The sequence below is a fragment of the Rhodococcus sp. T2V genome (assembly GCF_029269925.1).
Classification (GTDB): Bacteria; Actinomycetota; Actinomycetes; order Mycobacteriales; family Mycobacteriaceae; genus Rhodococcus_F; species Rhodococcus_F koreensis.
In genome coordinates, this window is the sequence record NZ_JARJBD010000060.1 from 1 (window position 1) to 22,068 (window position 22,068).

The following is a 22,068-nucleotide window of genomic DNA, read 5'->3' on the forward strand; positions in this document are numbered from 1 at the left end:
CGATCCCTGTCCCACAGCTCTTTTTCCCCCTCATAACCACCACGCCGCCACCCGACTGTGGGATCAGGGCATCGCCAAACTCCTGCGCCGGATCAACCCGGTACGCCGACACCGCGCCAACCCCCGCGTCGTCAAACGCAAGGTCCTCAAATGGGCCGCGAAACGCGCGCACCACCAACACCATCCACAACCCACCCAGCCGCCGAAATGCGACATCCTTGTTCACTAACTGAACGGTATTGCAGCTAGCCCTGTAACCCGACCTTCGATCGGGACGTAACCAACAGCAGCGTTTCGTCCTCGCGACCGTACTTGTCGGTCACGTCTGTCAACATATCGCCGATTATTTACATCAGATCTTTGGAAACTTGGGGGAAGAATGACATCACTGTCGGCGGCAACTTCATCGTCGGCAAGACTCCAAACGATCCGTTCGAACACCGAACTGAGATGCACCGTCAAGTGAAACGCCGCGTGTGGTTACCGGATAATTGGTTGTCAGTCGTCGGTGTGTCACTAGGAATTCTAGTTGCCATCGTGAATCTGAAGTCGAATCAAAGCAACTACATTGCGACCATCGCGGCCTGTGTAATTGTCGCGTTGAGTGGACTTGCCCTGACGATAAATCTCACATTGTGCGCAACAAGATTTCGACCATTTCGGTTCGGGTTGCCAGGCTATGCCCTCGAGAGGGATACCGAAGGACAGACCTTTCTCACAGTCCCGAGGGGACGCTGCCTTTGGTGCCCGACCGAGCGTTACATGCGTCTCCAACCCGTGGAAGGTCTATCTGAGCTGAAATGGGTCTGCCCGGCGAACCCTGTGCAACATCAGATCGGCTTTGACTTCACCCAGCTACCGAGCCCCGACTCGGCCTAGGAAACATTTGCCCTGCCGAACGTCACCTTCGGGCAGAAGCCTCCTCGCGGTCGCCCGGGGATCCGTAGGCTTATCGCATGTACCGGTCACGCGCGAAGAATCCGGCAGGGTGACGAGAGTGGCGGAGCTGATTCTCGGACCGCTGCTCAGACATGTCGGCACGGGCGATGCGACGGTGTGGGTCGAGACGTCGGAGCCGTGCACCGTCCGGGTCCTCGGCCACGAGGAACGCACGTGGAACGTGTCGGGTCACCATTACGCGCTCGTCGTCGTGGACGATCTGGAACCGGGATCGACCACTCCGTACGACGTGACCCTCGACGGCCGTCCGGTGTGGCCGCTGCCGAACGCCGTCCCGTCGGTGATCCGCACGCTCCGCGAGGACGACGACACCCTGGTCCTGACGTTCGGATCGTGCCGGTTCGCCACGATGTCCACGACGGAGGACAACCGGCACCTCGGCGCCGACGCCCTCGACGCGTACGCGGTGCGGATGGCCGGACAGTCCCCGGACCGGTGGCCCGACGCCCTGCTGCTGCTCGGGGACCAGGTGTATGCCGACGAACTCTCCCCCGAGACCGAAGCGCGGGTCGCCGAGATCCACGACGTGAAGGAGCCACCCGGCCCGCAGGTGCGCAACTTCGAGGAATACACCTGGCTGTACGCCGAGTCGTGGTCGGACCCTCAGGTGCGCTGGCTGATGTCCACGGTGCCCACGTCGATGATCTTCGACGACCACGACGTGCGGGACGACTGGAACACGTCCGAGTCCTGGCGCGACGACGTCGAGGCGACGTCGTGGTGGGAGGAGCGCATCGTGGGCGCGTTGTCGTCGTACTGGGTCTATCAGCACCTGGGGAACCTGTCGCCGAGCCTCCTCGCCGAAAACGATCTGTACCAACGTGTTCGGAAGCACGGCGGCGACGTCGAACCGATGCTCCGGGAGTTCGCGTCGGCCGCCGACGAGGAGGCGGACGGCGCGAAGGGCACGCAGTGGTCGTATCGACGCGACCTCGGAGTCGCGAGGCTGCTCGTCATCGACTCGCGGTGCGGGCGCATCCTCGCCGGCGGCCGCCGCGAGATGGTGTCCGACCCCGAGTTCTCCTGGATCGAACGTCAGACCGAGGGCGACTACGACCATCTTCTCGTCGGGACGTCGCTGCCGTGGTTGCTGCCCCGCGCCCTCCACGACCTGGAGTCCTGGAACGAACGCCTCGCCGCCGGATCCCGCGGCCCGCGGGTGGCGGCCTGGGCCGAGAAGATCCGGCGCGCGGCAGACCTGGAGCACTGGGCGGCGTTTCGTGACTCCTTCGACCGGCTCGCCCGGCTCCTCGCCGACGTCGGCAGAGGTCACCGGGCCGGGCCGGGTGGGCGCGCGCCGTCCACCATCTCGGTGCTGTCCGGCGACGTCCACCACGCCTACGCCGCGCAGGCGCACTACCCCGAACCGCTGCAGTCACTGGTCTATCAGCTGACGTGCTCGCCCCTGCACAACTACGTACCGGCGGCCATGAACGTGACGTTCCGGATCTCGTGGCGGCGCACCACCGAGCGGACCGTGCGTTTCATCCTGGGCCGGGTGTCGCGGGTGCCGCCCGTTCCGCTCGACTGGTCCAAGGTCGCCGGACCGTTCTTCGGCGATCAGGTGGCGACCCTTCATCTGAACGGACGGTCGGCCCGCCTCGTGATGGAACAGGCCCGCAACGACGGCGACGGCACACCCCGGTTCAAGACCATGACCGACCTCGAACTGGCGACGGGAAAGGACTACTAACGCTGCTCGGCCGCCGCCTTCAGCTGCGCGAGCCCCTTCTCGAAGTCCTTGCCCACCATCTTGTCCATCGGGAAGACGACTCCCACGATCCTGAAGAAGAGGTTGTTCTTGCCGGTCATCTGCCAGCGGACGGTCGTGCCCGCGCCGTTCGGTTCGAGGAGGAACGTCGTGACGTTTTCCGCCTTGAACGGTTTGAGGAAGGTCAGGTCGAGCACGACTTTCGAGCCGGGCACCGACTCGGTGATCACCATCTGTCCCGAACCCGCCTTGCGGTTGCCCTCCCATGCGTAGGAAGCGCCCACTCCCGAATCCGGGCCGGAATAGGTGCGCTTCAAGTCGGGATCGACGTCCTCCCACGGCGACCACGCCTGCCATTTCCGGAAGTCGTCGAGGAGGGGCTGAACGACGTCGGGGCTCGCATCGATGACGGTGGAACGTTCGACGAGGAACTCGGCCGAGGCCATGCGGTCTCCATTCGGTGTCGGGTGTGGCGGACCGAGGTCGCGACCACCTCTTCACGTGGAAGATAACGCCTCGCCACCGGTCGCGCGCGCGGTATCGTCGGGAGCGACCCGTACGACATGGTGGGGGTAGCAGTGACGACCGAGACGGATCTGATCCGCAATATCGCCCTGGTGGGGCATCAGGGCAACGGGAAGACGACGCTCGCGGAGGCGATACTCTTCCGCGCCGGTGTCGTCACGCGACCCGGACGGGTCGAGAGCGGCAACACCGTGCTCGACACCCAACCGGAAGAACACGACCGCACCCAGTCGCTGACGCTCGGCCTGGCTTCGTTCTCCTGGAACGACTACCGGATCAATCTTCTCGACCCGCCGGGCTACGCCGATTTCGCCGGCGACGCGATGACGGCGCTCCGGGTCGCCGACGTCGCCGTGTTCGTGATCGACGGGGTCAGCGGTCTGCAGGTGAACGACGAACTGCTGTGGCAGGCGGCCACCGAGCGAGCCATCCCGCGCATCCTGTTCGTGAACAAGATGGACAAGGAACGGGCGTCGTTCGACGCCGTCCTGGCCGGGATCCGCGACCATTTCGGGTCCGGAGTCGAACCGGTCGACCTGCCCGTCGGCGAGGCGTCCGCGTTCACCGGCGTCGCCGACCTCCTCACCGAGCACGTCATCCTCTACGACAGCGGGTCCGCGAGCACAAGCGACGAACTGCCCGCCGACATCGCCGACCGCGAACACGAACAGCACGAGCATCTCGTGGAGGACGTCGTCGAGATCGAAGACGACCTGCTCTCGAAGTACCTCGACGGCGAGGACATCTCCGTGCCCGAACTCGAGCACGCGCTCCGCGCGGGTTTCGCCGCGGGATCGCTGTGGCCGGTGCTGTGCGGGTCGGCCGTCGATGCGATCGCCGTCGACCGGTTGCTCGACTTCGTGTGCCGAATCGCACCGGCACCGTCGGAGGTCCCGGGCATCGAGGTCCGCGGTGACGGGGACCGGGTCGCCGAGGTGCGGTGCGATCCGTCCGGCGACCCGCTCGCGTACGTCTTCAAGACGCAGACCGACGAATACGTCGGGCAGGTGGCGTTGCTGAAGATCCTCTCCGGCAGCGTGCACGCGGACGATGTCCTCGTCAACCAGCGCACCGGCGCGAAGGAACGCCTGCACAACCTTCTTCGCGTCCTCGGCAGCAAACACACCCCGATCGACAGCGCGGAGGCCGGCGACATCGTCGGCGCCATCAAACTCACCGACGTCTCGACGGGCGACACCCTCGCTCCGATCGGCTCACCGCTCACCGTGCCCCCGATCGTGCACCGCCGCCCCGTCTACGGGATCGCGGTGGCCGCCGAGAGCGCCGGCGACGAGGACAAACTCGCGACCGCCCTGGCCGAACTCGTCAGCGACGACCCGACGCTGGAGGTCACGCGCGACAGCGAAACCCACCAGACGGTGGTCCGGGGCGCCGGCGACGTGCACGTGCAGGTGGCGCTGACCCGGTTGAAGCGGCGGTACGGCATCACCCTCCTGACCGAACCGGTCAAGATCGCGTACCGCGAGACACTGCTCGGCACCGTGGAGACGGAGGGCCGCCACAAGAAGCAGAGCGGCGGCCACGGCCAGTTCGGTGTGGCGACGGTCCGCTTCGAGCCGCTCCCCCGCGACGAGGGCTACGAGTTCGTCGACGAGACCCGTGGCGGAGTGATACCCAAATCCCTCATTCCCGCGGTCGGCAAGGGGATCGCCGAATCGATGGGACGCGGAGGCAGGCACGGGTTTCCGCTCGTCGACCTGCGCGCCACCGTCCTCGACGGCAAGCATCACTCGGTCGACTCCGACGATTTCAGCTTCCGGATGGCGGGGGCGCTCGCCCTCCGTGCGGCCATCGACAAGGTGGGCACTCTCGTCCTCGAACCCGTAGACCACGTCGAGGTCACCGTGCCCTCGACGCTGCAGGGTGACGTGATGGCGGATCTCGGCCGGCGACGCGGCCAGATCGAGGGCACCGAACCCGCAGGGGACGGTGAGGTCACCGTCATCGCTTCCGTGCCGACGAGCGAGGTCACCGACTATCCGGTCGCCCTGCGCTCGATGACGCACGGGCGTGGCCGTCTCGCGCTGAGTTTCAAGTGCTACCAGGAGCGGCCCGAACCGCGCTGACAGTGCCCTTCCAGCGTGCACGCAGCGTTCTCCCAGCTTCCCGCGGTGTAGTGGTGTCTCACTCACAGAGGAAGGGCATCGATCATGCGTTCACAATTGGTTCGCGGCATCGGTGGAGCGGCGATGGCAGTAGGTCTCGCATGTTCCGTCGTGGCGTGTAGTTCGGGCGAGTCTTCGTCCGGCACTTCGTCGACCGGCACCGCCGGCAGCGCCGTGCAGGGCGACGCCGGCGGCAGCGCTGTGCAGGGCGGCTCCGCCCCCGCGGCGATGAGCGACGAACTCCAGGCCTGCCTCGAGGAAAACGGCGTGCCCGCACCGCCCGACCGAGCCGGCGGCGGGGCACCGGGCGGAATGACCCCGCCCAGCGGCGAGATGGCACCGCCTGAGGGCGGCGACGGTTCGGCCCCACCCCAGGGCGGCGCGCCGGACGAGTCGGCCGCTCCTCCCGGGATCGACAATTCGACGTGGGCGGCGGCGCAGGAGGCCTGTTCCTCGCTGGCGACGGGCACCACCGGGTCGTGAGCGGTCGTTAGTTCTCGCGACCGGTCCTCAGCCGCGCGGCGAGTTCCGCGCGGCTGCGAACCCCGGCCTTCGCGTACACCGATTTCAGGTGGTCCTGGACGGTGTTCGCGGTAATGCCGCGACGTCGTGCGATCTCGGACGTCGCGTAGCCGGCCAGCACGTCGGCGCACACGTCACGCTCGCGTGCGGTCACCGCATACGCTGCGAGCAACAACCCGGTGAGCTCACCGCCGGCGGCGGGTTCCAGGGTGACCACCGTCTGCGGTTCGTCGCCGCCGATCAAGGCCGTGGCGCGCACCAGAATCCAGCCGCCCTCCGCGTCGCGCACGCGCGCCTTGAAGATCCCCGAACCGCTCGACCGCGCCCCGAACGTCGCGGCCCGCAACACCACGGTCAACCTGCCCGGGGCGACCTCGTCGAAGCGGTCCTGCCAGCCACGGGCAGCGGCCGTGAGCGCGATCGGATCGCCGGCGGCATCGGTGACCACCACCGCCGGACCCTGCTCGCCGCGACCGGAGACCGCCGGGGCGTGCACGGACGCGGCCCTCGTCGCGACCGCCAGGCCGGGAGCCACGAGTGTGAGGAACTCGAGCTCACGGTCGGTGAAATCCGGCCCGGACCGCACGAATCCGGCTGCGCCCCAGCACACACCGTCGACGCGGAACACGATCCGGACCTCGCTGCGGAGCCCCAGCGGCGCCCACACCGCGCCGTGGCGGAGGCTGTGCGCGACCGCGACCGCGGGTAGGTCCGAGGCCCGCGCGACGGTCCGGCCGCTGCGCGCGAGTTCGGCGAACGTGCCCGGATCGTCGCCGTTGTACTCGGATTCGGCGAGCAGCGGTTCGTACTGCCGCGGTATCCGGTTGCGCCCGCTGGTCATCGAACTGATCGCGAGTGTCTCCGGGTCGAGCATCGCCCAGCACGTCAGGTCGGTGCGCACCGTCTCCCCGACCAGTTCGATGGCGCGCTCGTGCAGCTGCGTGACGCCGGCGCCCGATCCCGCGAAAGCGAGCACCTCCCGGCGCAGCTTTTCCGCCCGGACCTCCAGCATGAACACAGTATGCGCTGGTCACCGGCACACCACCATCCCAGATTCCGGGGATGGGTAGCGCGCGGTGCCCGTCATAGCGTCGCAGTATGTCCACCCACGTTCACGTAATCAGAGCAGGCGACGGCAGGCGGTTCATCGCGCCGGACGCCGACATCACGGTCCTGGTCGGCGCGGATCACACCGGCGGAACGTACGAAGTCTTCCTCGTCGAAGCGTCCCGGACCGCACCGAACGGTCCACTGCACGCCGAGCCGTGGTCGAAGTCCTACCATGTGCTGCGCGGCCGGATACTCGTCCAGGCCGGGGACACCGGGTACGAACTCGCGGCGGGGGAAACGGTCGCCATCGAGGCGGGAACGATGAATACGTTCACGGTCCTCTCCGAGTCCGCCGACTTCCTCCTCGTCGCCGCCGGGGCGTCCCACGGCCGCTTCTTCGGTGATCTCGACGTGGTCGGCCGTGGCGGGCACTCGCCGGAGGTCGTGGCCCGACTACTGCACGAGGTCACCGACCGCTACGGCGTCGAACTCGCGACCGGGGCGGGTGCGCCGTGATCCTCGTCGCGCAGATCGCCGCGGGAGTGCACGTGCTGGCGTTCGTGTGGGAATCGTTCCTGTTCCGCCGGCCGTCGGTGCACGAGGGCATCTTCCGCATACCCGGCAGCGACGTGCATGCGGCCCATCTGTGGGCGTTCAACGTCGGCTTCTACAACCTGTTCCTCGCCTCCGGCGCCATCGCCGGCGTCATCCTGTGGTGGGCCGGTCAGGACACGCCGGGTCGCACGCTCGTCGTCTACACCTGCCTGTTCATGTTCCTGGCGGGCATCGCCCTGGCCGCGTCGGATCGCATGGCGCTGAGCCGGCAGCGCGGCGACGGCGTCGTCGGCGCACTGTCACAGAGCGGGCCGCCGCTGGTGGCTCTGATCGCGCTGGCCATCGGGTGACAACCTTTCGCAGTCGATTGCCAGAAACTTCTCAGGGTCGACCGATCGAATCCTTATCGTCCGTCGGCATGATGGACGCCATGCCCCAGGTGACCGTTCTCGCCATCGGTGGTACCGGAGAGTCCCACCCCGATGACCACCGGCGCCACGTCTCCGGACTGTTGTGTGACGTCACCGACGCCCTCGACGACCGATTCGAGTCTCGGTGGGTCGGCTATCCGGCGTCGTACGGGCCGGTCGCGGCTGGCGGGCTCAGCTATCGGCAGAGCACCGAGGTCGGCGTCCGCAGGTTGATCGACGCCATCGACGACGTTCCCGGACGTGTCATGCTGATCGGGTACTCGCAGGGATGCACCGTGATCCGTGAGGTGCTCGGACAGATCGCCACCGGCACCCTGCGCTTCGGCAACCTCGCCGCCGTGGGTCTCGTCTCCGATCCCGAGCAACCGGCGGGAGTGGTCCCGGGATGCTTCGGGCGCGGTGTCGCGGGTGTCGGCGCGCCGATCCCCGAGTCGGTACCGGTCCAGTGGATCGCGCACCCGGACGACATGATCTGCAATGCCAGCGAAGACAGCTATGTCCGCGACATCGCCGACCTCACCCGGTGGATGTCGTTCCGCGCAGTTCGGACGTGGCTCACGCAGACGTGGGAACTGATCCGCAGCAACAGCTTCCAGAATGCGGGCAAGACACGATTCAGCCCCCGGCAGTGGCGCACCGACGCCCGTCGCCTGCGGACCGCGATGATCGAGGTGCTGGGCTACCTTCCGCCGCGCCTCGCCTGGCGCGGTGTGCGTGTCGTCAACACGCGGGGCGGGCGGCACATCGCGTACGCCAGCGAACCACTCGACGCGAGCGGGCTCACCGGATGTCAGATCCTCGCCCAGTGGCTGCAGGTGCGCGCGACGTTCGAACCGCCTCTGCGCGTCGCGGCGTGACGGTCAGGCCTCGCTGCGTGACCGCAGCGGGGTGAGCATCCGGCGGGGTTCGCGCAGGGCCACGGCGACGGCGTCGCTGCGAGGGTGGACGGCCTCCCCCGGCCCGGGGGCGACCACGAGGTCTTCCGGCCCCGGGATCGTGCCGCAGTCGGGGCACCGCCCGAAACGGTCGAGTTGCGTCCCGCATTCGGCGTGCGAGAACACCCGGCCGGGATAACTGCCGGGCGACACGTACTGCTCACCCCATTGGGAGAGCGCGTAGATGCTCGGCCACAGCGCCTTGCCGGCCTCGGTGAGCTCGTATTCGGGGTGACCGCCGTCGGCGGCGCGGACGAGGACACCCGCCTCGACGAGAGCGCCCAGCCGATCCGTCAGGACCGCGCGGGAGATGTCGAGATGGGCGAGGAGATCGCTGAAGCGGCGGACGCCGTAGAAGCAGTCGCGCAGCACGAGCATCGTCCACCGCTCGCCTACCACTTCGAGCGCGCGAGCGAGGTTGCAGTTCTGCTGCGAGTACCCGGTTCCCAGTGCCATTCACCCATGCTAACTCAACTCGGTCTTGTCACCAGACCAAAATAGTTCTAAGTTCAGTCTTGTGAACAGACCAACCGCGGTTGTCCCGCCCGCCCGCACACTCGCACCCCGCCCGGGAACCACGCTGTCCGTCGCGTCGCTCGGCACGTTCGTCGCCTTGATCGCGTTCTGCGCCCCGCTCGGCAACATGCCCACCGTCGCCGCGGCGCTGTCGGCCGGCCCCGCGGCGCAGACGTGGATTCTCAGTTCGATGAGCGTGGGCCTCGCCGCGGTCCTGTTGACGGCGGGCGCACTCGCCGACGACTACGGCCGGCGCCGTGTGTTCCATTGGGGCGCATGGCTTCTCGCACTGGGCGCGGTGGTCGGCGCGATCAGTCAGGAACCCGTCCTGTTCATCGTCGGGCGACTGATTCAAGGGGTGGCGGGCGCAGCGCTCATCGCGGCCAGTCTCGGCGCCGTCGCCCACGCCTTCGCCACTCGGGCGGCACGCGCGACGGCGAGCGGGATCTGGGGCGCGAGCGTCGGCGCAGGCATCGCGGTCGGTCCCGTGCTCGCAGGACTCCTCGACCTCGCCGGATGGTGGCGCGGCCTGTACTGGGCACTCGCCGTCGCGTCGCTCGCGATCGGACAGGTCGCGACGCGCGCGCTGGCGGAGTCACGGTCCGCCGTCCCGAAGCGGATCGACGTCCCGGGAGCGGTCACGCTGTGCGCCGCGATGGTGCTGGTCCTCGTCGCACTCGTCGAGGGAAGGCAGGGCAACACTCCCGCCACCGTCCTCTGCGGTATCGGCGCCGCCGTGTTCACCCTCGCGTTCGTCGGCGTCGAGCGGCGGCGCCCGTTCCCGATGCTCGACCTCGCCTTGTTCCGACGACGCGACTTCCTCGCCGCCACCATCGCGGCCCTCGCCACCGGGGCGGGCATCATTGGTCTGATGTCGTTCGCCTGCACGTTCCTCGTCAAGACGATGCACGTCAGCACGCTCGCCGCAGCCGGGGTGATCGCGCTGTGGTCCGGCACGAGCGTCGTGGCGTCACTGCTGGCGCGGAAACTCCCGGCGCGACTCGCCGGGACCCCGCAACTCGTCATCGGACTCGCCGGCGTCGGCGCCGCCATGCTCACGATGACGGGCCTGTCCCCCGACTCGTCCCCGCTGCGACTCGTCCCGGGCCTGCTGCTCGCCGGCATCGCCAGCGGCCTGCTCAACGCAGGTCTCGGCCGCCAAGCCGTCGCCAGCGTCCCCGCCGACCAGGGCGGACTCGGCAGCGGCGCCAACAACACCGCCCGCTACCTCGGCTCCTCCATCGGCGTCACCGTCGTCAGCATCATCGCCCTCGACCCCGCAGGCACCATCGACGGCATGGCGGCGGGCTGGAACCACGCCGCCGTCACCACCGGGTTGATCTCCCTCGCCGGCGCAGCAGTCGTCGCACTCCTCGTGCGGAGAGACGCGATCAGACGTTGAAGCGGAACTCCACCACGTCGCCGTCGGCCATGGTGTAGTCCTTGCCCTCCATGCGGACCTTGCCTGCGGCCTTGGCGGCGGCCATGGATCCGGCGGTGACGAGGTCGTCGAAGGAGACGATCTCGGCCTTGATGAAGCCGCGCTCGAAGTCGGTGTGGATGACGCCGGCGGCCTGCGGGGCGGTGTCGCCCTTGTGGATGGTCCAGGCGCGGGACTCCTTGGGACCTGCGGTGAGGTAGGTCTGCAGGCCGAGGGTGTGGAAGCCGGTCCGGGCGAGGGCGTGCAGGCCGGGCTCGGACTGTCCGATGGAGTCGAGCATCTCCTGCCGGTCCTCTTCGTCCAATTCGAGGAGTTCCTGCTCCACCTTGGCGTCGAGGAACACGGCGTCGGCGGGGGCGACGGAGGCGCGCAGTTCGGCGACCTTCGCTTCGTCGGTGAGCACGGCCTCGTCGGCGTTGAACACGTACAGGAACGGCTTGGTGGTAAGCAGGCTCAGCTCGCGCAGCAGCGCGAAGTCCAGCTTGTCCTTCGCGCTGAACAGGGTCTTGCCCGAGTCGAGGACTTCCTGCGCCTTCAGCGCCTCCTCGTGGATCGGCTTGAGCTCCTTGTTCTTCTTCGCTTCCTTCTCGAGGCGCGGCAGGGCCTTCTCCAGCGTCTGCATGTCGGCGATGACGAGCTCGGTCTCGATCACCTCGATGTCGGATGCCGGGTCGACGCGGCCGTCGACGTGCACGACGTCGTCGTCGTTGAAGACGCGAACCACCTGGCAGATGGCGTCGGCCTCGCGGATGTTGGCGAGGAACTTGTTGCCGAGGCCGGCGCCCTCGGAGGCGCCCTTGACGATGCCGGCGATGTCGACGAACGACACCGTGGCGGGCAGGATGCGCTCGGAACCGAAGATCTCGGCGAGCTTGGACAGCCGCGGGTCGGGCAGTTCGACCAGGCCGACGTTGGGTTCGATGGTCGCGAACGGGTAGTTCGCGGCCAGCACGTCGTTGTTGGTCAGCGCGTTGAACAAGGTGGACTTGCCGACGTTGGGCAGTCCGACGATTCCGAGGGTAAGGCTCACGGTCGTTGGATTCTACGGCGTCGGCGCCGGATCAACGACCACGCCCTCACCAGCTGTTGGTATTGCTGTTCGCGACGAGGGCGATGATCAGGATGGCGTACCCGATGACGAACACGACGATCAGCGCCACCCAGATCCACAGAGCGATCTTGCCGAGCGACTTGGCGCGGTCGGACGCGTACTGGGCACCCTGGTAGTCGCCCATCGCCCACTTCGGGTAGACGTCGTGGACGTGGTTGAACGCGGCGAACGCGAGCGGCCAGAAGAAGAGGACGGCGGCCACCGCCCACCCGGCGTTCGACGGCGGCAGCGGCGGCGGGCCGTACTGTCCCGGGTAGGGCTGCGCCTGCGGCTGTTGCTGCGTCGGGTACTGGTAGGCGTAGGCGCCCGCGTCGCCGGGCTTCGGCGGCACCGGATTGCTCGACGATTCCGGATTGATTGACTCCGACATGACATCCCCCAGTCGTGGCAGCTGACCTCGTGCCTCCACTATCCCATCCCCTCCCCATGTGAGTGGGAAAGTGCGCCGGAGTACGCGTCGGCGCTCACGTGAGGTTCTAGTCTCAGCACGTGACCCGATGGTTGATCGTCCTCGCGATATGGATCCTCGGACTGGGTGCTCTCGCCCTGACCGTCGCTGTGGCCACGGGATGGTGGTTCGCCGCCCTCCTCCTGCTCGCGACCGCCGCCTTGGGCACGTGGGACCTGCTGCAACGGCGGCACAGCGTTCTGCGGAACTACCCGGTGCTGGGGCACGCGCGGTTCCTGCTCGAGAAGATCCGCCCCGAGATCCAGCAGTACTTCATCGAATCGTCCACGGATGGAACGCCCTTCGACCGCGACACCCGCGACCTCGTCTACGAGCGCGCCAAGGGCACGCTCGCCGAGGAGCCGTTCGGCACCGAGCGGGACGTCCACGCCGTCGGCTACGAGTTCATGGTCCATTCGCTGCGCGCACGGATGGCCCCGCCCGAACCGCCGACCGTCCGCCTCGGCGGACCGGACTGCGAACAGCCCTACGACATCGCGCTTCTCAACGTGTCGGCGATGAGCTTCGGCTCGCTCTCGGCCAACGCCATCGAAGCCCTCAATGCCGGGGCCGCGCGGGGCGGGTTCGCGCACGACACCGGCGAGGGCGCGATCAGCCCCTATCACCGCAAGCACGGCGGCGACCTGATCTGGGAGATCGCGTCCGGCTACTTCGGCTGCCGGACGGAGGACGGCCGGTTCGACCCCGCCAAGTTCGCCGAACACGCGGCACTCGACCAGGTGAAGGCGATCTCCATCAAACTGTCGCAAGGCGCGAAGCCCGGGCTCGGCGGCGTGCTGCCCGGCGCGAAGGTGTCGCGGGAGATCGCCGAGACGCGCGGAGTGCCGGTCGGGAAGACGGTGATCTCCCCACCCGCGCACACCGCGTTCTCCACCCCGAACGGGCTCATCGACTTCATCGTCACCCTGCGGAAGCTCTCCGGTGGCAAACCCGTCGGGTTCAAACTGTGCGTCGGATCGCGCATCGAGTTCCTCGGCATCTGCAAGGCGATGCTCGAACGCGACGTCACCCCGGACTTCGTCATCGTCGACGGCTCCGAAGGCGGAACCGGTGCGGGTCCAGTGGAATTCGAGGACAACATGGGCATGCCCCTCACCGAGGGGCTGATGCTGGTGCACAACGCCCTCACCGGCACCGGACTGCGGGACCGCGTCAAGATCGGCGCGTCCGGGAAGGTCGCCAGCGCATCCGACATCGTCAAACGAATCATCCAGGGCGCCGACTTCACCCTGGCCGCCCGCGCGATGATGTTCGCCGTCGGGTGCATCCAGGCGCAGATGTGCCACACCAACCGCTGCCCCGTCGGGGTGACCACCCAGAACCCGGCGCGGACCCGCGCACTCGACGTCCCCGACAAGGCGGCCAGGGTGTTCCGGTTTCAGAAGTCGACGGTGGCAGGCGCCCGGCAGATGGTGGCGTCGATGGGCCTCGACAGCTTCGACCAACTGACACCGGCGATGCTCAACCGCCGGATCGACGGCGTCACCACCCGCACCTACGCGGAACTGTACGAGTGGCTGATGCCCGGCGAGTTACTCGAGGACCCGCCGTCGGGTTGGCTCACCGACTGGATCGATGCCGACTCGACGCGCTTCTGACGTCGTTTTTTCGTCGAACGGAACGTCGGCGCAATAGGGTGACGGGGGCCACAAAAGATGTGGCACCTGTCGACGGCGTCGCCCCTGGCACACAATGACGACGGGGACGCCGGGAAGGAGTTCGCGATGGCCCTGAGAGCCGCCCCCGAGTCCGAGGTCGAGTACCTGAAAACGGATCCGGATCTGCCGCCGGTCGGCGTCGTGGACCGCACTCCGATCTCACCGGCGGCGCGGATCACGTTCGCAGTCCTCGGCATTCTCGGCGGCATCGCCTGGGTGATGATCGCGTTCGTCCGCGGCGAGAACATCAACGCCGTCTGGTTCGTCGTGGCCGCCGTCTGCACCTACCTCATCGCCTACCGCTTCTACGCGCGGTTCATCGAGCGCAAACTCGTCCAGCCCCGGGACGACCGGGCCACGCCCGCCGAGATCCTCGAGAACGGCAAGGACTACATGCCGACGGATCGGCGGGTGCTGTTCGGGCACCACTTCGCCGCCATCGCCGGCGCAGGGCCCCTCGTCGGCCCCGTCCTCGCCGCCCAGATGGGTTACCTGCCCGGCACGCTGTGGATCATCATCGGCGTCGTCTTCGCCGGAGCCGTCCAGGACTTCCTCGTCCTGTGGATCTCGACGAAACGCCGCGGCCGCAGCCTCGGCCAGATGGCCCGCGACGAACTCGGCGTCGTCGGCGGTGTCGCCGCCATGATCGGCGTCTTCGTCATCATGATCATCCTCATCGCGGTGCTCGCCCTCGTCGTCGTCAACGCGCTCGCGGAAAGCCCGTGGGGTGTCTTCTCCATCGCCATGACCATCCCGATCGCCCTGTTCATGGGCGTCTACCTGCGGTACCTGCGCCCGGGCAAGGTCGCGGAGGTGTCGCTGATCGGCGTCGTGCTGCTGCTCCTCGCCATCGTCTCCGGCGGCTGGGTGGCCGACACCGGCTGGGGCGCCGACTGGTTCACGCTGTCCAAGGTGACCATCGCCTGGCTGATGATCGCCTACGGTTTCGCCGCCTCCGTCCTCCCCGTGTGGCTGCTCCTCGCCCCGCGCGACTACCTGTCGACGTTCATGAAGATCGGCACGATCGTCCTGCTGGCCATCGGCATCCTGGTCGCGCAGCCCGCCATCAAGATGCCCGACGTCACGACGTTCGCCATCCAGGGCAACGGCCCCGCCTTCGCGGGTTCGCTGTTCCCATTCCTGTTCATCACGATCGCGTGCGGCGCGCTGTCCGGCTTCCACGCGCTCATCTCCTCCGGCACGACGCCCAAACTGCTGGCGAAGGAAAAGCAGATGCGGCTGATCGGCTACGGCGGCATGCTCACCGAGTCGTTCGTCGCGATCATGGCGCTCGTCACCGCGTGCATCATCGACCAGCACCTGTACTTCGCGCTGAACGCGCCGGCCACCCTCACCGGCGGAACCCCCGAGACGGCCGCGACGTATGTGAACAGCCTCGGACTCTCCAGCCCGAACATCTCCGCGGACACCCTCGCGCAGGCCGCGGCAGGTGTCGACGAGGAGTCGATCATCTCGCGCACCGGCGGTGCCCCGACGCTCGCGTTCGGCATGTCGGAGGTGCTCAGCCAGTTCCTCGGCGGCGCTGCCCTCAAGTCGTTCTGGTATCACTTCGCGATCATGTTCGAGGCGCTGTTCATCCTCACCACCGTCGACGCAGGCACCCGGGTCGCCCGGTTCATGCTGTCGGACTCGCTCGGCAACTTCGGCGGGCCCGCCCGCAAGTTCAAGGATCCGTCGTGGCGCATCGGCGCGTGGGTGTGCTCGCTCGCCGTCGTCGGACTGTGGGGCGCCATCCTCCTGATGGGCGTCACCGACCCGCTCGGCGGCATCAATACGCTGTTCCCGCTGTTCGGCATCGCGAACCAGTTGCTCGCCGCGATCGCGCTGACGGTGGTCCTCGCCATCGTCATGAAGAAGGGCCTGTTCAAGTGGGCCTGGATTCCCGGTGTTCCCCTCGTCTGGGACCTGATCGTCACCATGACCGCGTCCTGGCAGAAGATCTTCTCCGGCAACACCTCCGTCGGCTACTGGTCGCAGCACGCCGCGTTCAAGGATGCGAAGGAAGCGGGCAAGACCAGCTTCGGATCCGCCAAGACCCCCGAGGCCATCGACGCCGTCATCCGCAACACGTTCATCCAGGGCACCCTGTCGATCGTGTTCGCCGGCCTCGTCCTCGTCGTCGTGGTGGCCGGAGCGCTCGTGTGTCTCAAGGCGTTCCGGGCCGGTGGACTGCCGACCACCGAAGCTCCGGAGGAACCGTCGAAGATCTTCGCACCGGCCGGGTTCGTCACCACCGCCGCCGAGAAGGAACTCGACAAGGAATGGAACGAACTCATCGCCTCGGGCGCGGTTCGCGCACCCGGCGCGGCACATACCCACACGGACAGGGCACATCATCATGATGAATAGGGTTGTGGGGGCCGTCCGGACCGCCTGGTGGTGGACGGGGGCGCTGATGGGCGACCACGACTACAGCAGGTACGTCGAGCACCTTCGCCGCCACCATCCGGACGCCGAGGTGCCGAGCGAGCGGGAGTACTGGCGAGCGCGCTACGCGGACGCCGACGCGAACCCGGGCGCCCGCTGCTGCTGACCTCACCGTGCCGGCCCGGCGTTCCCCAGTACTGTCAGTACTGATCGGCTGAGCAGACACGGCAGGGAGGACCATCTGTGACGGAGAAGGAAGCCCCGGCACCGTCCGGGAGCGCGGTCACGAAACCGGACCGCGGGCACCTCATCGGGGTGGGTGCGATGTGGCTGGCCAAGTGGTCGCTGGTCCTCGTGGCAATCTCGCTGGGCGCGTTGCTGTTCGGATGGATCATCGAGAAGCTGTGGGTGATCGTCCTCCCCGTGCTGTTGGCCGTCGTGGTGTGCACGGTGCTGTGGCCGCCGACGCGCGCGATGACGAAGCGGCGCATCCCCCCGGCGGCGGCCGCCGCGACGACGCTCGTCGTGTTCATCGCCGTCGTCGCCGGGATCATCGCCGGCATCGTGCCGTCCGTCGTCAGGCAGGCCCCCGAGCTGGCCAACAAGGCCACCCAGGGCATCAACCAGGTGCAGGACTGGTTGAAGGGTCCACCGATCAACCTGCAGGACGATCAGATCGACCAGGGCATCCACACGATCATCGTGAAGGTCCAGGAGAGTGGAACGGTCATCGCGTCCGGGGTGTTCACCGGTGTCAGCACCGCCAGCTCGCTGCTGATCACGCTGGGCCTAGTGCTGGTGCTGTCGTTCTTCTTCATCAAGGACGGTCCCCGGTTCATCCCGTGGCTGCATTCCGTCAGCGGCGGCCGCGCGGGCCGTCACCTCGAAGAGGTGCTGGGCCGCATGTGGGACACACTCGGCGGGTTCATTCGCACCCAGGCACTGGTCAGCCTCATCGACGCCGTCTTCATCGGCGCCGGACTGGTGATCCTCGGCGTGCCGCTGGCACCGGTCCTCGCGATCCTGACGTTCATCGGTGGCTTCATCCCGATCGTCGGTGCGTTCGTCGCCGGCGCACTCGCCGTGTTGGTCGCGCTGGTCGCCAACGGTCTCACCACCGCCGTGATCGTGCTGATCATCATCCTCGTGGTGCAGCAGATCGAGGGCAACGTGCTGCAGCCGGTACTCCAGAGCAAGAGCATGAAACTGCACGCCGTCGTGGTGCTGCTCGCCGTCACCGCCGGTGGTTCCGTGTTCGGGATCGTCGGTGCCTTCCTCGCGGTGCCCGCCGCCGCCGTCGCCGCCGTGGTGGTGCGCTACATCGGCGAGCAGATCGACGAGCACAGTGCCGAAAGCAACATCCCCGACGCCGTCGCCGCGAACGAAGACCTCGACGACGCCGAACGGGAGGGCGTCACCGTCGACGAGACCGCCGTCGCGTCCAAGCCGGACTGACCGGCGGTCAGCCGGCCACCATCTCCACGGTCGAGCCGGTGCGTCCGCGGATCACGTGCAGCCTGCTCGGTATTCGCTGACGCAGCTCGTCGACGTGACTGACGATGCCCACCACGCGGCCGCCGTCACGCAGCTCGTCGAGGACGCCCATCACCGAGTCGAGGGTGTCCGCGTCGAGGGTGCCGAATCCCTCGTCGATGAACATCGTGTCGAGCACGACTCCACCCGACTCGGCAGCCACCACATCAGCGAGACCGAGCGCCAGCGACAGCGACGCCAGGAACGACTCACCGCCGGACAGGGTCTTGGCCGACCGCACCACCCCGGTGTAGTCGTCGCGGATGTCCAGTCCCAGGCCGCCGCGACGGCCTCGCGGACCGGCCTCGTCGCTGTGGACGAATTCGTAGCGCCCGGCCGACATCCGGCCGAGTCGCGCGGACGCCGACACCGCAACCTCTTCCAGCCGGGCCGCCAGCACATACGACCGCAGCGACATCTTCCTGGTGTTCTGACCACGGCCCGCAATCACCTCGGCGAGCGCGGCCAGCTCCTCGTGCGCGGCCTGCATCGGGGCAATCGTCTCGGCGGTCTTCTCGAGCTGACCGACGTACCGTTCCAGATCGAGCAGTCGGCGCTCGGCGTCGGACGCCGCAGCGACGGCGACGTCCACGACCTCCGCCGCCGCGTCGTGCGCGTGCTGGACCGCCGCCAATTCCACGGGTTCCGCGTCGGCGACAGCGGCAACCTCGGGGTCGTCGAGGACGCGGCGCGCCCCGACCTCGGCGTCCCGCGCCGCCGTCAGTGCGGCCTCGATCTCACCCCGGCGGGCGGCCGGCCGGACCGCGGCCACGGCGTCGTCGATGCTGCCGAAACCGGCGTCCCCGGCGAGCGCCTCGGCCTTGGCCGCGAGTTCACGGGCCGCGGACTCGGCTCCGGCGCCGGCGTCCCGTGCGTCCAGCAGTTCCGATGCCGCATCGGCGAGGGCGTCGAGTCGGGCGCGCCGACCCTCGACGCTCGGGTCGTCGCCCGCCGCCTGACTCACCCGGACCCGGATCTCACCGAGCTGGGTCGTGCTCGCGGCGATCCTCTCGGCCACCGTGGCGGCGTCGGCTCCGACGTCCCGCGATCGTTCCTGCAGCCGGCGCTCGCGGTCCCGCAGTGCGGTGAGAGACGCGGACCGGTGCTCCACCTGATTGCCGAGCGCAGCCGCCTCCCCCACAGCCTTCTCCGCGGCCGAGAGTGCTTGCGCGAGTTCGTCCGCGTCGCCGTCGCCGCCGCGCTGCACGAGCACGTCGATCGCGCGTTCGGCCGCGCCCAGTTTCTCGGTCGCGGTGGTCGACGCCGCCGCGGCCTTCTGCTCCGCCGCGCGTGCCGTGTCCTCGTCGGCCTTCGTGACCGACAGCTCGGACGGTTCGGCGGGCTGCGGATGCTCGGGTGAACCGCACACCTGGCACGCGACACCGTCTTCGAGCGTGCCCGCCAGTTCCGCGGCCATGCCCGCGATCCGGCGTTGCAGCAGGTCGAGCCAGTGTTCGCGCGCGTCCTGGTGCTGCTCCCGGGCCTCGAGCGCCGCGCGCTCGAGGCGATCCCGCTCGACGCGGCGGGTGCGGAGATGCGCCGCCGCGGAGGCGGCGTCGGCTGCCCGGTCCCGGGTGTCGACCAGGCCGGGCAGCGCGGCGCGGGCCTTCTCCGCCGAGTCGAGAGCCTTCTCCGCTTCCCGCAGGGCGAGTGGCAGTCGGTCCCGCTCCCGCGACAGCGCGGCACCGGCCTCGGTGAGTTCGGCCTGCCGGGCGCGCAATTGCTCCACCTCGACGGTGAGGCGTTCGGCGGCAACGGATTCGGCGAGTGCCCCGTCGAGGCGCACGATCTCGTCACGCCAGCTGCGGATACCGGCCCGGATGTGTTCGCGTTCGTCTGCGGTCGGCGGCCAGGACAACTCCGCAACGAGGTCGGCGCCGCCCACCGTCGCGCGCAGTCCGTCGGTGATCGCCCCGACGTTCCGCGCGGCGGCCGCGGCCTTGGCCCGGGCGGCGTCGGCGTCGCGCGCCGCGGTCGCGACCGGTTCTGCCCGGCGCGCATCGGCCAGTTCGGCGACGAGTTCGGCCCGCTGGTCGGCACCCGCCGCGTGGGTGTCGAGTTCCGTCTCGGCTCGCCGACGGCGGTTCTGCAGTTCGAGGACACGGCGCGCCTCGGTGAGCGCGTCGCGGGCAACCTTCGCCCGGCTCTTGGCCTTCTGCAGGTCGTCCGCTGCCAGGTCGCGGGTTTCGCGCGCCTCGTCCTCGAGCTTGTGGGCCCAGGTCACCGGATCGGCGTCGGCGCCGCCCTCGATCCCGGCGGCGGTCGCGACCCTCGCGAGCAGCACGTCGACGGCCCGCTGGTGCTCGTCGAGTTCGTGGGCGCTGGTGCGCCTGCGGTCGAGGAACCACTCCTCCACCGTCCCGAATCGGGTGGTGTCGAACAGCCGCTCCAGCAACTGACCGCGCTCCTCGGTGTCGGCGCGCAGGAACTTCGCGAACTCGCCCTGCGGCAGCAGCACCACCTGGAAGAACTGGTCGGCGCTCATCCCCATCAGCCGCCCGACCTCGTCGGCGATGTCGGGGATCCGGGACAGGTTCTCGCCGTGACCGTCGAGCCAGGTCAGCGTGGCCTTCGCGTTCTCCTTGATCGTCCCCGACCCGCGACGCTTGAGCCGCTCGAACTCCGGGCTGCGGACGAGCCGCAGATGCCGGCCGGCGATCGTCGCCTCGAGCGTCACCGTCGGAACGGATCCGGCGGGCGCATGGTCGGACAGGAGGCGCTTGCCGTCCTTCCGCGCCCCGGGCACGGTGCCGTAGAGCGCGAACGCGACCGCGTCGAGGACCGTCGTCTTGCCGGCCCCGGTATGACCGTGCAGCAGGAAGAGCCCGTCGGCCCCGAGCCGATCGAAGTCGACGTGTACGGATCCTGCGAACGGCCCGAAGGCTTCGACCTCGAGTCGATGCAGCCTCATGCCGTCTGTTCCAGCGCGACGACCTCGGCGGTGTCCTCGCCGGCCCGGTCGGCGTGACCGAGAGCGGCCTCCACGAGCCGGATCTCGCCCGTCGTCGGTTCGCTGCGCAAGTCGGTGAGGAAGCTGCGGGTGATCTGCAGATCACTGCGCCCGTGCACCTTGTCGCGGTACCGCAGATCGTCGGCGCCGGCCGGGCGTTGCCACTCGAGGTGGACGGCGAACGGGAACCGGGTCTGGAGTGAGCGCATGGCGTCGACCGGACGTTCCGGGTCGGTGAGCACCGCCGACACGTAGCAGTCCTCGGCGTCGCGGAACGCGCCGTCCTCGAGCAACTGCTGCACCGTCCCGGTCAGCTGCTTCAGACCGCGGACCACCGGCAGATCGACCCGCTCGACGGAGTGCAGCCCATCGGCGTCGAGGTCCACCAGGAAGACGGCCTTGCCGTGGGTGCGTTCACCGAACGAGTACGGCAGCGGCGAACCCGAGTAGCGGATGTTCTCGGTGAGGGTCTGCGGCGAGTGGAGGTGGCCGAGCGCGACGTAGTCGACCCCGCCGAAAGCCGAAGCCGACACCGTTTCGACGCCGCCGACGGAAATGGACCGCTCCGACCCGGTGGCCTCCGCCCCCACCACGAACGCGTGGGCCAGCACCACCGATCGGGTACGCGGTGCGTTCTCGCGGCGCGCATCGAGGTCGGTGTGGACACGGCCCATCGCGGCGTCGAGGATCTCGGCGTGCGACCGGGCGGACGGCACGTCGAGTTGGGCGCGGGTGATCTCGGGCTCGAGATAGGGAATGCCGTAGAACGCGACGGGTCCGTGCGCGTCCTCGAGCACGACGGGCGCGCCGATCCCGGCGACCGTCGTCATGAGGTGCAGCCCGCCCGCCCGGGAGAACGCGGCACCCGCGCCGAGCCGTGCCGCGGAATCGTGGTTGCCGGACGTGGCGACGATGACCGCGCCCGCGTCCCGGATGGCTTCGAATCCGCGATTGCACACAGTGACGGCGTCCGCACTGGGGATCGACCGGTCGTACACGTCTCCGGGAACGACGACGACCTCCACACCGTGCTCGGCGACGAGAGCGGCGATCGCGTCGAGCACACGGGCCTGGTCGGTGAGCAGGTCCACCCCGTGGAACGTGCGTCCGATGTGCCAGTCCGAAGTGTGCAGGATCCTCATGTCCCGAGACCGTAGAGCACGGTGCCGACAACCTCGAACACCTCG

General features: G+C 68.5%; 19 protein-coding genes. 11 read left to right on the top strand and 8 right to left on the bottom strand.

The window, feature by feature from the left end:
• Positions 1-226, bottom strand: a 226-nt coding sequence (locus P3H15_RS35645) for a hypothetical protein (RefSeq protein WP_276141560.1), incomplete at its 3' end; no start/stop codon positions are given.
• A gap of 771 nt (positions 227-997) precedes the next feature.
• Between P3H15_RS35645 and P3H15_RS35650 the strand changes: the two genes are divergently transcribed.
• A complete protein-coding gene (locus tag P3H15_RS35650; protein ID WP_276141561.1) occupies positions 998-2,653 on the top strand; it encodes an alkaline phosphatase D family protein in 1,656 nt (551 codons plus the stop codon).
• Here P3H15_RS35650 and P3H15_RS35655 read toward each other — a convergent pair.
• The gene (locus P3H15_RS35655; RefSeq protein ID WP_276141562.1) at positions 2,650-3,117 is read right to left on the bottom strand and encodes an SRPBCC family protein; all 468 of its coding nucleotides are present in this window, start codon (positions 3,115-3,117) and stop codon (positions 2,650-2,652) included. The two genes, P3H15_RS35650 and P3H15_RS35655, sit on opposite strands and share 4 nt — an antisense overlap.
• Before the next feature lie 132 nt (positions 3,118-3,249).
• Between P3H15_RS35655 and fusA the strand changes: the two genes are divergently transcribed.
• Positions 3,250-5,283, top strand: coding sequence for an elongation factor G (gene fusA / locus P3H15_RS35660; protein WP_276141563.1), 2,034 nt, complete (start codon positions 3,250-3,252; stop codon positions 5,281-5,283).
• An 84-nt stretch (positions 5,284-5,367) separates the two neighbouring features.
• Positions 5,368-5,805 (top strand): hypothetical protein, encoded by a 438-nt coding sequence (locus P3H15_RS35665; protein ID WP_276141564.1) that lies wholly within the window; start codon positions 5,368-5,370, stop codon positions 5,803-5,805.
• 7 nt (positions 5,806-5,812) lie between these two features.
• On the opposite strand, the gene P3H15_RS35670 is transcribed toward P3H15_RS35665, so the two are convergent.
• Positions 5,813-6,856, bottom strand: a complete 1,044-nt coding sequence (locus P3H15_RS35670) for a LuxR C-terminal-related transcriptional regulator (RefSeq protein ID WP_276141565.1) — start codon at positions 6,854-6,856, stop codon at positions 5,813-5,815.
• A gap of 86 nt (positions 6,857-6,942) precedes the next feature.
• On the opposite strand from P3H15_RS35670, the gene P3H15_RS35675 reads away from it, so the two are divergent.
• From P3H15_RS35675 to P3H15_RS35685, 3 genes are all read left to right on the top strand, one after another.
• Positions 6,943-7,410 carry a hypothetical protein gene (locus P3H15_RS35675; RefSeq protein ID WP_276141566.1) on the top strand — a complete coding sequence of 156 codons (468 nt, stop codon included), beginning with the start codon at positions 6,943-6,945 and terminating at the stop codon, positions 7,408-7,410.
• The gene (locus P3H15_RS35680) at positions 7,407-7,799 is read left to right on the top strand and encodes a DUF1304 domain-containing protein (protein ID WP_276141567.1); all 393 of its coding nucleotides are present in this window, start codon (positions 7,407-7,409) and stop codon (positions 7,797-7,799) included. Before P3H15_RS35675 ends, P3H15_RS35680 begins: the two co-directional genes overlap by 4 nt.
• A gap of 68 nt (positions 7,800-7,867) precedes the next feature.
• On the top strand, positions 7,868-8,737 hold the full coding sequence (locus P3H15_RS35685; RefSeq protein WP_276141568.1) for a PE-PPE domain-containing protein: 870 nt from the start codon (positions 7,868-7,870) through the stop codon (positions 8,735-8,737).
• Positions 8,738-8,740: 3 nt separating this feature from the next.
• Here the strand turns inward: P3H15_RS35685 and P3H15_RS35690 are convergent, their stop codons facing one another.
• Positions 8,741-9,271, bottom strand: a complete 531-nt coding sequence (locus tag P3H15_RS35690; RefSeq protein ID WP_276141569.1) for a helix-turn-helix domain-containing protein — start codon at positions 9,269-9,271, stop codon at positions 8,741-8,743.
• Between the two features lie 61 nt (positions 9,272-9,332).
• Here P3H15_RS35690 and P3H15_RS35695 point away from each other — a divergent pair, with 61 nt between their 5' ends.
• Entirely contained in the window at positions 9,333-10,733 is a 1,401-nt protein-coding gene (locus P3H15_RS35695; protein ID WP_276141570.1) for an MFS transporter, read from the top strand.
• On the opposite strand, the gene ychF is transcribed toward P3H15_RS35695, so the two are convergent.
• The gene (gene ychF / locus P3H15_RS35700; protein ID WP_276141571.1) at positions 10,723-11,802 is read right to left on the bottom strand and encodes a redox-regulated ATPase YchF; all 1,080 of its coding nucleotides are present in this window, start codon (positions 11,800-11,802) and stop codon (positions 10,723-10,725) included. The two genes, P3H15_RS35695 and ychF, sit on opposite strands and share 11 nt — an antisense overlap.
• A gap of 46 nt (positions 11,803-11,848) precedes the next feature.
• On the bottom strand, positions 11,849-12,253 hold the full coding sequence (locus P3H15_RS35705; protein WP_276141572.1) for a CD225/dispanin family protein: 405 nt from the start codon (positions 12,251-12,253) through the stop codon (positions 11,849-11,851).
• 119 nt (positions 12,254-12,372) lie between these two features.
• Here P3H15_RS35705 and P3H15_RS35710 point away from each other — a divergent pair, with 119 nt between their 5' ends.
• From P3H15_RS35710 to P3H15_RS35725, 4 genes are all read left to right on the top strand, one after another.
• Positions 12,373-13,950 carry an FMN-binding glutamate synthase family protein gene (locus tag P3H15_RS35710; RefSeq protein WP_276141573.1) on the top strand — a complete coding sequence of 526 codons (1,578 nt, stop codon included), beginning with the start codon at positions 12,373-12,375 and terminating at the stop codon, positions 13,948-13,950.
• Between the two features lie 126 nt (positions 13,951-14,076).
• Positions 14,077-16,380, top strand: a complete 2,304-nt coding sequence (locus P3H15_RS35715) for a carbon starvation CstA family protein (protein WP_276141574.1) — start codon at positions 14,077-14,079, stop codon at positions 16,378-16,380.
• Positions 16,373-16,564 carry a YbdD/YjiX family protein gene (locus P3H15_RS35720; RefSeq protein WP_043826878.1) on the top strand — a complete coding sequence of 64 codons (192 nt, stop codon included), beginning with the start codon at positions 16,373-16,375 and terminating at the stop codon, positions 16,562-16,564. The genes P3H15_RS35715 and P3H15_RS35720 overlap by 8 nt, the downstream gene beginning before the upstream one ends.
• Positions 16,565-16,641: 77 nt before the next feature.
• Complete coding sequence (locus P3H15_RS35725; RefSeq protein WP_276141575.1) at positions 16,642-17,853, top strand: AI-2E family transporter; 1,212 nt, start codon at positions 16,642-16,644, stop codon at positions 17,851-17,853.
• Positions 17,854-17,860: 7 nt separating this feature from the next.
• Here P3H15_RS35725 and P3H15_RS35730 read toward each other — a convergent pair whose 3' ends face one another.
• Complete coding sequence (locus P3H15_RS35730) at positions 17,861-20,842, bottom strand: SMC family ATPase (protein ID WP_276141576.1); 2,982 nt, start codon at positions 20,840-20,842, stop codon at positions 17,861-17,863.
• Positions 20,839-22,023: an exonuclease SbcCD subunit D gene (locus tag P3H15_RS35735; protein ID WP_276141577.1), complete on the bottom strand. Its 1,185-nt coding sequence runs from the start codon at positions 22,021-22,023 to the stop codon at positions 20,839-20,841. Before P3H15_RS35735 ends, P3H15_RS35730 begins: the two co-directional genes overlap by 4 nt.
• Positions 22,024-22,068: the final 45 nt, after the last annotated feature.